The organism is Mesorhizobium sp. M7A.F.Ca.US.005.03.1.1 (genome assembly GCF_003997975.1).
Taxonomy (GTDB): domain Bacteria; phylum Pseudomonadota; class Alphaproteobacteria; order Rhizobiales; family Rhizobiaceae; genus Mesorhizobium; species Mesorhizobium ciceri.
Genome location: NZ_RZRO01000149.1, coordinates 1 through 10,513 on the forward strand (window position 1 = coordinate 1; position 10,513 = coordinate 10,513).

7 protein-coding genes and 4 pseudogenes are annotated in these 10,513 nt (G+C 59.5%); 4 read left to right on the forward strand and 7 right to left on the reverse strand.

Annotated elements, in window-relative coordinates:
• The 3 genes and pseudogenes from EN990_RS33305 to EN990_RS36445 all read right to left on the reverse strand — a co-directional run.
• A partial coding sequence (locus EN990_RS33305) for a hypothetical protein (RefSeq protein WP_164747207.1) occupies positions 1-400 on the reverse strand: 400 nt, incomplete at its 3' end.
• A gap of 192 nt (positions 401-592) precedes the next feature.
• Positions 593-906, reverse strand: a pseudogene (locus EN990_RS33310) (ATP-binding protein); the annotation flags it as partial.
• Positions 907-916: 10 nt separating this feature from the next.
• Positions 917-1,450 (reverse strand): annotated as a pseudogene (locus EN990_RS36445) (IS21 family transposase); the annotation flags it as partial.
• Between the two features lie 516 nt (positions 1,451-1,966).
• Here EN990_RS36445 and EN990_RS33320 point away from each other — a divergent pair.
• A complete protein-coding gene (locus EN990_RS33320) occupies positions 1,967-2,326 on the forward strand; it encodes a hypothetical protein (RefSeq protein WP_126066776.1) in 360 nt (119 codons plus the stop codon).
• A gap of 569 nt (positions 2,327-2,895) precedes the next feature.
• Here the strand turns inward: EN990_RS33320 and EN990_RS33325 are convergent.
• A complete protein-coding gene (locus EN990_RS33325) occupies positions 2,896-4,212 on the reverse strand; it encodes a HipA domain-containing protein (protein ID WP_063169281.1) in 1,317 nt (438 codons plus the stop codon).
• Positions 4,202-4,540: a helix-turn-helix transcriptional regulator gene (locus tag EN990_RS33330; RefSeq protein ID WP_063169282.1), complete on the reverse strand. Its 339-nt coding sequence runs from the start codon at positions 4,538-4,540 to the stop codon at positions 4,202-4,204. The genes EN990_RS33325 and EN990_RS33330 overlap by 11 nt, the downstream gene beginning before the upstream one ends.
• Before the next feature lie 611 nt (positions 4,541-5,151).
• Here EN990_RS33330 and EN990_RS35650 point away from each other — a divergent pair.
• Positions 5,152-5,648: pseudogene (locus EN990_RS35650) on the forward strand (aldehyde dehydrogenase family protein); the annotation flags it as partial.
• Between the two features lie 512 nt (positions 5,649-6,160).
• Here EN990_RS35650 and EN990_RS33345 read toward each other — a convergent pair.
• Both EN990_RS33345 and EN990_RS33350 read right to left on the reverse strand, forming a co-directional pair.
• A pseudogene (locus tag EN990_RS33345) lies at positions 6,161-6,621 on the reverse strand (OB-fold nucleic acid binding domain-containing protein); the annotation flags it as partial.
• Positions 6,622-6,928: 307 nt separating this feature from the next.
• Positions 6,929-8,860 (reverse strand): potassium transporter Kup, encoded by a 1,932-nt coding sequence (locus EN990_RS33350; RefSeq protein ID WP_063169287.1) that lies wholly within the window; start codon positions 8,858-8,860, stop codon positions 6,929-6,931.
• 975 nt (positions 8,861-9,835) lie between these two features.
• Between EN990_RS33350 and EN990_RS36755 the strand changes: the two genes are divergently transcribed.
• Entirely contained in the window at positions 9,836-10,114 is a 279-nt protein-coding gene (locus tag EN990_RS36755; RefSeq protein ID WP_063169289.1) for an AlpA family phage regulatory protein, read from the forward strand.
• Positions 10,111-10,513 (forward strand): hypothetical protein (locus tag EN990_RS33360; RefSeq protein ID WP_164747208.1); only part of this gene is annotated, 403 nt, incomplete at its 3' end. The genes EN990_RS36755 and EN990_RS33360, both read left to right, overlap by 4 nt.

Below are 10,513 nucleotides of genomic sequence, written 5' to 3' on the forward strand. Positions count from 1 at the left end.
GCTTGGCATCCGCGTAGTCGCTGCTCCCCTCATTCCCATCGGACGCATTCATCGCCATATCGCGCGGGTCCAGATAGCCTTCGAATGCGGATTCTGCAAAAGGACCTGCCAGACACGCAACTATCTCCCGGATCGCATCATCGCGTTCCAAACATCGATCCATATCGTCCTCGAAAATCGGCTTTCGCTTCGAGGTGAATCCTTGCGCTGAATAAAAACCCGCGCCTTCGACAACACCACCGCACTCTCCGTCACCGACGTCGGGGTAAATACTAACACTTGAGAAAGCAGGGAGTTCACGGTCGTCGTCGAACGTCTGACGGTGCAAAACGATGGCGGCCACCGCGTGCCCGGCTTCGTGATGCGCCACAAGCGGCAGATATTGGGAGGCTACATTCATGCGGTGCGGCTCTCAGGTCTAGTTTGCTTTTGCGCATAGGACCGCAATTGTCGTGCCAACTGGGAAAATCGTTTCGGGCAATGCGATCGCTCCGATAGCGTTGCGTCTCCTGTCTGACATTGTTGGGAAGTCGACACGCGCCCGTCGCAATGCGGTCGACCTTCCGCGCGAGTTGGGTGACCCGTGAAGGCGGCCGACCAGGACGATGTTGCGCTGATCGGCGACGAAGGCGCGGCCGGGCGAGATCGCGCATCAGGGGGTGACCGGCGTGTCGGCGAAGTCGAAGTCGTCGATGTCCTTGGCCAGCGGCAACTTGGCGACAGCGAACTGGTATTTGATGGAGCGGGCCTGCTTCTCCGATATCTCGGCCTGCAAGAGATCACCGACAATCCTGGGCGGCTCGTGCCGTCGCTTGATGGCGACGCGCCCATGATCTCGTCATAGGCTCTGCGCATTCCGTAGAGCTTCAGCGCTCCCATCAGTTCCAGTACCTCGGTGCGTTCCATGGCTGTTTGTCCTCCTGAGACTGTCATAGCGGGTGCAGTCGGCGACCGCTCGTGAGCTAGCTTCAGCGCTTGGGGAATGGAAAGGATCGTGCCCGGCGCCGGATCGCGGCTGCGGGCCAGGATGTTGAGGATCACCGGCGCCGACGATGCACCGTGCTCGATGGCTTCCTGACAGGCGGCCTCGACCGCGCTCAATCCGTCGGTCAGCACCCAGGTGAGGATCAACACCATCTGCCGGTCGACGTCATCAACCGCCTTGAGCTGCGCCGCACCTTCTCCATTGCCGACCGCACGACCCAGCCAAGGAACGGCGCGCGCCGTGTGCCAGGGATCGTAGGCGACCTCGTTGCGGCCAAAGGAGCGAACGTGTTCTCCCACGACCACGCCATCCTCTGGCGGATGCGATCCGATCGACATAAGCATGGATCTCGATGGGCCGACCGACGGCACTCGACAGCACCGAGTATTTGTTGTTGTCGAAGCGCACCGTGCAGGTCTTCGACACCGACGGGGGAATGCAATGGAAGCCGTCGAAGCGACCGGCAGCCGCTCCCGCTGCGGCTTGGCCGCATTCGCCGACAGCAGCCGGTCCCGCGTCTCACGCCGAGCTCCCATGCGGGGATAGGGCTGGTGCTTGCGCTCGTAGCGGAACTGCGTCTCCTCAGAACGCAGGACCTTGCGCACCACCTTGCGCGAGATCTTCAGCTCACGGCAGATCGCTTTGATCGACTTCCCCTGGACCAGCGACAGCCGACGTATCTTTGCAATCGTCTCTAAAACCAACATCCAAAACACAAATGCCTCCGATCAAGCCGGAGGCATCTTGATGACCCCATCGTTAAGGGGTCCCGTTTGGACGAAAATCACCCTTTAAACAGGGTCCCCATTCCACGAAAAATCAATGCACTACCTTCCAAAGCTGCGAGAGATCGCCACCGACCGCTTTGAAGGGGCTTTCGGCGGTCTCGTCAGCGAGGTTGTGGCATGAAGAAACATCAATCCACAGCATTGGGCCGAAGCATGCCACGGGCTCATGCCGCGGGAGAGCGGGAAGATATTCTTGAAAGAAGAAGCGGTCTCCGACATCAATACCGACAGGATGGGCAGCTTTCTCACATCACTTGAGGTCGAGCGTGGCAGTTGCGACCCGCAATGCAAGGCTGGCGGCGATGCATGCCTTTGCGCGGTTCCTGATTTCGGAGCACCCCGAATATTAGGATACGCTGCAACTGGTGGTGACACTTCCCTTCAAGAGGGCGCGTGGGTGGCACCTGTCGAATATCTCGATGAGCCCGGAAATCAAGAGCGTCCTGGCGCGTATCGTCCGCCGCACGCCTTCTGGACAGCGGGATTACGCTCTGTTTTCGCTGATGTTCAATACGGATGCACGAGTTCAGGGATCCTGAATCTTCGATTGTGACCTTCGTCTGGTATCGCCCTGTCCCGCCGAGCAAAGCAACGACCGCCCCACACTGCTCACCCGGTTCGGTGTTCCATACTTGCTGCGCACACATGGCTGCGGGCGAAGGAACCACCATGGCGGAAAAAAGCATCCATCATCGCCCTTTGCGGGACACGACGGCCATCCACCTCGTCAAGGCGGGTGTTGACATCGCCACCATCAGTCGATGGCCAGGCCACTCGGGCTGAACTAACGATGCGCTACGCCCAGGCCGGTATCGATATGAAGCGGCAAGCGCTCGAACAAGGCTTCCCCGACGTGATGTCATCGGCAAAAGATCAGACGATCATCGCTTTGATGGCTGGATGTTTGGCTGGCTGCACCGCTTGTAGACGCTCAGTTATGTGGAGTTGTATCGCGGGAAGTCGCGCGTCTTGGGCTTTTGCGGTGTCAGCTCCACATCTCTCCGCAGTGCACGTTGTCACTGTTGAAGAGCCGTTTGTTCAATCTTCGTCCTGGCACGGCAAGGGTTGTCGATATTGTGGGCGTCTTGCGCTTGCCGAGCTTGTCCGAAATCCAGCGCCGGATCAGGCGTGAACACTGTTGCGTAGTTCGTCAGCCAGAGCGCGGAGAACGTCGGCGCTTCCTTCCAGCGCCGTAAAAGCGTAGGGATTGAGGAACTGTCGGCCCCAGAACAGATTGCGATCTGTGCCGGATAGCGTAGCTTCCTCGCTGACACGCGGCCAATTCTCCGCAATGCATCGGAGCTGGCCTTCAACAATCGCAAGAGCTTCCGGCGCGCTGAGCAGGAAGTGATGCGCCGCTTCAAGGCAGGACGCTATCCGGCTCATGCGGTTATTGCCGCTGATGAGCATGGCCTGGCTGGCCTCCTGGCCACTGCGGGCCTGCGGACAAATATCGTACGCAGGCGTGAGGGTGAGCTTAGCGCCGTCCCAGAATGCCGCATGGTTGCGGGCATGATCGTCGGTGTTGCCGCAAAGTATGTTGAAGACAATGCGGCTGAACAACTCGCGCAGAGTTTCCGACGGCGCGGTGAATCGGTGGCGAATGATCTCCGCCAAATCCTGGTAGCTGGCGTAACGCGCCATCATCTCATCGAGCGCGAGCATCGTCAGCGCTGAGACCATGGATTTGCGTTGCCAGCCGCCCGTGACCTTGATCCGGTCGAATCGCTCGACGAGCAACACGTCGTTGCCTGCGGCGCGAACGAGCGAGACGGATGCCGCTCTGATGCCGCACAAGGCGGCAAGCCGCATGGCTATGAATTCTCCTTTGACGACGCTGTAAAGGTCGGCAGACGAGGAAAATTTCGCGACATGCTTGACGGCGTCACCCTCGATCAGCGCCTTTGGCCTTGCGCCGCCGATCGAGCTGCCGTGATGCAGCGCCTGATCTAATTCGGGGGTGAGCGGAATACCTTTCTCTACCCGCTCCGCCGATTGGACAAGCTCTTCGAGAGTGGCATTGGCCAGTGCGCGCGGCTCGTAATGCATTGGCGAAAACTGAAAATCGAGCGCGCCGATGCGGTCCGAGCCTGATTCCAGCAAGAACGTCAGTTCTGAAATATCGAGCCGCGCGATTTCATCGCCCTTCACACCGAATTTGCGGTTTAGGATAACCCGTCGTCCCCAGGCATCAGGGGCAGCATCGCGGATGCATCCCGGCATGGTTAGGCCAGGAAGCAAAGGCAATTCGCCTGCCTTCAGGGGCAGTTCCGGGAGATAAAGCGGGATCGCGCTTCCCAGTTCACGAAAGCTCCTGCCATAGTTGAAGCTGACGAGTCCGTCATGGGCATATAGCCGCCCGGCGACAACCGGCGCGGTCTCGCCCGGCAGCCAGACCCAGACATAGGCTTCGTCGTACTTGGGGACCTTAGAACTCATCGACGATCTGCTTGCCGGCCTTGTAGACGTGCTTCGGCAGCAGCGCGATGCGATCGTCCATGCGGCCTGTGAGGGCTGTGATGCCATTGCCGTCGGCATCGAACAGCTTCACACCGACAATGGCAGCAGCTTCGAACATCAGTCCGATTTCGACTTTGGGATCGCCCTTCTCGATGCGCTGCAGGGTGCTGCGTGAAACACCGATTCTCTCGGCTAACTCCTGTGCGGTTAACCGGTGCTGCATCCGGCCAAGCCGGATGGTCTTACCGAAAAGGCCAAGCGCTTCCATCGCGTAGCGCGAATAGGTGCGTTTATACGTTGCCTTCATTCGGGTCTCTGTGACCTATGCATGATCCATATCGCCTTCTTTCGAACTTTATATAGGTAATGTCACAGAGCGACTGCCAAAGTCAAGACTCCGTATCGCAAGCGTTACCCATCCGAACGAGGAAGGCGGATATTGCCGACGGCTCCTGCACAACCGGCCAGCTCTGCGCGTCTCGGGCGAGGCGGAGATCTGGCGCTGGATCGCGGACAGCCTTGAGACGCCTCGCATGAGTCATTCATGGGCGGTCCCTGGTGCGGGGCCGCGGCGCTCGACTGCTGGCCGACATTCTCGGCGGCGGGACCCGCATCCGGCTACACCAGCACTTTTCGACCGCATACGCGCCCAGCTTCTCTCCGAAATCATTGCCAATGAGCGCGAACCTCATGCGATCGCCGAGCTGGCCTGGCGGCGCGGAATCTACGCACGCATCCGTATTCGAGACCGCCCAAGGGAGGCTGACTAGCGTAACGCCCTCCGATCTAAGCGCCTTCCACAAAGCCGCTTTCGCACGCGACGGGCTGCATGTGGCGGTCGTAGGCGACATAGATGCCAAGCCCTGAGAGTAAGGCTCTACCAGCTGTTCGGCGATTTGCCTCAGAAACTGGCGCTTGCCGGCGCGAACCAGTGGTATCGCGAGGGCGAGCACGCCGAGCGCTTTTCCTCCGCCCTCCACTGACCACAGACCCGCACGCAACGAAGCCGCGCTCGATCTTATCGTGGCGTGGCTAGGTGCAATGTTTGCTCTCGCCATCAGGCCGGCTTTCCCGATGGCGTGGTCAACCTGATCTATGCGTCCGAAGGTGATCGCGTGGGCCGTGAACTCTGCACCAATTCCAAAGATCAGCTTTACCGGTTCGAACGAGGTCGGACGGCTGCTGATGCGTCAGTGCTCTGACCAGATCAAGAAGGTCAGCCTTGAAACCGGCGGCAATGCACCTTTCATCATCTTCGATGATGCCGACATTGACGGTGCTGTTGACGGTGCGGTCCAGGCGAAGTTCCGCAATGCCGGCCAGACCTGCGTTTCCGCGAACCGCATTTACGTCCAATCGAGCGTTCACGATGAGTCCGCCGAGAAATTGTGGAGAAGGTCCGGCACTTATCAGTGGTCCGACGTCTACTCCCGGAGCGAAGCCGTCGCCAACCCAAGATCGAGTCCCACATCGCAGATGATAATTCGATGCGGGGCCGAACGATAAATATGCATGCTTTGGCCACCCCGAGGCAGGGCTCATTGAGATGATCCGACCGCCTTGGAACAAAGATGGGGTAGAGCAGATGAAGCGTTGGCAGCGTGTCTCCATTCGACGCGAGCGCTTAGGATGGGATCACGATCATTCGCATCACGCGCAGCCGCAAGGGCGATGCCATGGCTACTTTGGAATCGTTGAAGTGGTTTGAGCCGGACAGTCACAAATACACCCGTTACGCCGCGGCTCAGGAAACGGGGCGGCGTCCGGCGGTGGAGGTGCTCGCTGACTTAAAAAGGGTGCGGGCAGTCGTTGCGCTTGAGAGCGACGACATTTGGGATCCGGCACGGGGTGACCTGCTGCCAATCGGCAGTTAACAGGGTCCGACAAAAGTGTGCACAACATGCTGCTGAAGTGGCCTCCGGAAGCGCTACCGGAAGTTACGCGTCTTGAACTTGATAGGGTCGATATGGTCATACTGCATCGACGATGTCGCGCCCCTTCGGCATGCCGCGCGGATCGATGCCCGATCCGCCGTGATGAGCCTCGTCCCTCGGCCGTGCGGCAACGGAAACGGCGTCTTGCGGTTTCCCACGCTGGCCAGCCCGGCCGACAGATCGGTCAGCTCGTGGGCGACGAGGTGCACCACCTCCTCTTCCGTCGGATGCGTCCGCGGACGCCGAGCATGGCCGAAGCAAGAAGCACGCGCCGGAATTTCTCGAGAGATCTTGACCCAGACGACGACGTTTGCCGCACCCGTCTCATCCTCCAGAGGAACATGAAGCCTTTGGCCGAGCCCGGCCGCTGCCGGACCAGCACCAGGCCGGCGGCCTCGAGCCAGCTTCTGCCTCGCGCCTGCATAGCATCCTGACAGGTCACGGTGCGGCGCCGGTTAGGCGGCACGCCGATTTTGGCAACGCTAGCCTGTGAACTGAAGAATGAAGGTCGGACTTGCGGCACATCGATTAGGTTCAAATGATAAGTTGCTGCCCGGCGAGGTCGTTTCAGCGCATCTCGACTGGTGGGTCGGCAAGACAATGCGGAACGGAAATGATCGCAGGCGTAAAGGACGGCTTTCGGGGCCGGAAGCTTCAGGCCTGGAACCGGACCCCAGTTTGGCGCAAGCATCGTGGCCTCCGCCCGGTCAGGCATTCACCGGCTCGCGAAATGCCAATTGATTCTGCTTAACCGGGCATACCTAAACGGCCACTTGCGTTCCGATCTCGACCACACGTCCGGTCGGGATCTGGAAATACTCCGTCGCGTCGGCGGCCGTGCGCGCCAAGCCGATGAACAGCTTGTCCTGCCACACCGGCATGCCGGAGTTGGGTGACGCCTTGAGCGAGCGACGCGACAGGAAGAAGGACGTCGTCATGATGTCGAACTTCCAACCCTGCTTGCGGCAGATCGCCAGCGCACGCGGGATGTTAGGCTGTTCCATGTAGCCGAAGGTCAGTGTCACCCGCATGAACAGCTCATTGATCGTTTCCATCTTGATCCGCTCGCTGTCGGGCACCACGGGCTGCTGCGCCGTCACCACAGAGAGGATGACGTTCTGTTCGTGCAGCGCCTTGTAGTGCTTCAGGCTGTGCATCAACGCGGTCGGCGCACTGGCGGGATCGCTGGTCAGGAACACGGCCGTACCGGACACCAGCTGCGGTTTCTTCTTCAACAGATTGCCCGCAAGGAAATCGAGCGGAATCTGGTTCCTGCGCGTCTTGTCAAATAGATACCTGCTGCCTCTTATCCAAGTCCACATGGTCATCACGATCACTGCGGCAATGGCAAGCGAGGCCCAGCCGCCTTCGAATACCTTGACGATGTTAGCTGCAAAGAAGCCGGTATCGATGAAGACGAACACCGCCATTAAGGCTATCGCGACGCCGAGCGGCCATTTCCAGATGCGCGTCATCACAACAAAAAGCAGTATGTTCGTCACCAGCATATTGCCGGTCACCGAAATACCGTAGGCCGAGGCCAGCCGGCTGGATTCGCCGAAGCCGACCACCAGCAGCATCACCACCAGCGCCAGCATCAGGTTGATGCGCGGCAGATAGATCTGGCCCGACTGTTTTTCCGACGTGTGCTGGATGACGAAACGCGGCAGCATGTTGAGCTGTACCGCTTGCCTGGTCAGCGAAAAGGCGCCGGAGATCACCGCCTGGCAGGCGATCACGGTCGCCGCCGTGGCAAGCACGACCATCGGAATAAGCGTCCAGCCCTGGTTCATCTCGAAGAACGGATGACCGACAACGCCGCCATTTGCCAGCACGAAGGCGCCTTGCCCGACATAATTGAGCAACAGACAAGGGAACACGATCGCCAGCCAGGCGAGCACGATCGGCTTGCGGCCGAAATGGCCGAGGTCGGCGTAGAGCGCCTCGGCTCCGGTGACGGCGAGGAAGACTGCACCAACCGTAACGAAGGCGACGTCAGGCGAGTTGACCAGGAACGACACGATGTAATGCGGGCTGATTGCCAGCAGGATTTCCGGGTCGTCCATGATGTGGTTGAGCCCGGAAAGGCCGATGGCCAGGAACCACAGCGCGGTAACGGGTCCGAACACCAATCCTACGCCGCCGGTGCCAAACCGCTGTACCGCAAACACGATCGCCAGGATGGCCAGTGTCAGCGGCACCACATAGGGCTGGAACGTCGGCGTGACGACATTCATACCTTCGACCGCCGACAGTACCGAGATTGCCGGCGTAATGACGGCGTCGCCAAAAAAAAGCGCCGCGCCGACGATGCCGATGCCGATGCCGATGCCGAGGATCACCGCAGAGCAGGTCGGGAAACTGTTGCGCGCCAGCGCCATAAGCGACAGCACTCCGCCCTCGCCTCGATTGTCGGCGCGGAGCACGAACATGATGTATTTGATCGTCACGGTGATCGTCAGGGACCAGATGATCAGCGAGAGTACGCCGAGGATGTCGCCACGGCTGGCGACGTTGCCACCCGCTGATGCATGCAACGCCTCGCGAAATGCATAGATCGGGCTGGTGCCTATATCGCCATAAACGACACCTAGTGCGCCCAACATCAGCGCCTTGGTGCTGTGCTGCTCGACCTCAGAATGGCTCGATTGTTCGACAGGTTCTGCCTCGTTACCAGCATTGGTAAGGGCCATGGACGACACTCCGATAAGCGCGCGGTGCTCTACGCTTGCTGCACTGCAATATCAAGTTCCGTCACGTAATGTCTGCCGTCTCGCCTGTCGTTGCTCGCCTTGGTAGACTCGCCAGCCCGCAGCCCTACCGAGCAGCAATAGCGCCCCGGCAGAACCCTCAATCGCCCAGATCAATGAATGGTTATCGCCCACAGTGCCCCCCCGCGATGCGGCCGATGGCGACCAGGGTGTCGTGGGCGCACAAGGATGGCGCTTTCCTGATGACGCCGTGCTCCAGGTGTGATCGCACCGTTGCTGCGCAAGCCATTTACTTGCTCGTCCCAGCGAGGACCGTGGCCAACTGGAACGCAGGGCCACGCCGCTCACCGGCCGCACTTTGCGGCGCAGATAACGATTCGATCTCCGCGGCGAGATTCTGGTTGAAGAAGCCACCAAGCTTGTCGAAGGACACACGGTCGTAATATCGACATGCCAGTATCCGCAACCCAGAAAAGCTCCTTGGGCTCCGCTGCGCGCGCCACGAACAACCCGATCTTCTCTGCGAAGAGGACGCCGTAATCCTTCAGGTTGAAGCCAAACCGGGGGGCGGCCGTGACGTATGGGCGAAGGGCTAGGAGGCGGGTTCGGTGAGGAACGGCATTGATGTCCACGCCGTCTCCTGGAAAGACAGAGGAATGCGGTGTCACCGACTGGCGCCGGAGGTTGATCCGGTGATTAGGAGGAGCACTCGTTGTCGGATTCTCGACGATGTCGGACATCTGACACAACGCTGCCAGAGCGATCACGTTGTTCCGAAACGATTTTCCCAGTTGGCACGACAATTGCGGTCCTATGCGCAAAAGCACTGCGATGCCGCACCGACTGGAAGAACTCATCAATGATCACGCTTTTCGAACATGTGGGCGCCGCTACCAACACTAAGCGTTCCCGATCAAACGGAAGCCTCTATCCCTTCTTTCTGAAGGCTGTCCGGACATGAACGCATTTGATGTCCGTCCAACGCTGGATGCTCCCGACGACGATCTCTATCTTTGGCTTGAAGATGTGGAAGGCGAGCGGGCACTTGCCTGGGCCGCCGGCCAGTCGGCAAAGACCCTGAAGCACTTCAGTGGAACGCAGTTCGAGCGCGACCGCGCGACTCTGAAGGCAGGCCTGTTCCCTAAGCGGCGTCGCATCTCCCCCGGCCGAGTCGCATGGCTTGAATCCGATATCAGGGCTTGGATGGAAACTAGATCTGAGAGCCGCACCGCATGAATGTAGCCTCCCAATATCTTCTCCCGTCTGTGGCGCATCACGAAGCCGGGCACGCGGTGGCCGCCATCGTTTTGCACCGTCAGATGTTCGACGACGACCGTGAACTCCCTGCTTTCTCAAGTGTTAGTATTTACCCCGACGCCGGTGACGGAGAGTGCGGTGGTTTTGTCGAAGGCACGGTTTTCTATTCAGCGCAAGGATTCACCTCGGAGCTAAAGCCGATTTTCGAGAACGATATGGATCGACATTTCCAACGCGATGAAGCGATCCAAGAGATAGTTGCGTGTCTGGCAGGTCCTTTTGCAGAATCCGCATTCGAAGGCTATCTGGACCCGCGCGATATGGCGATGAATGCGTCCGATGGGAATGAGGGGAGCAGCGACTACGCGGATGCCAAGC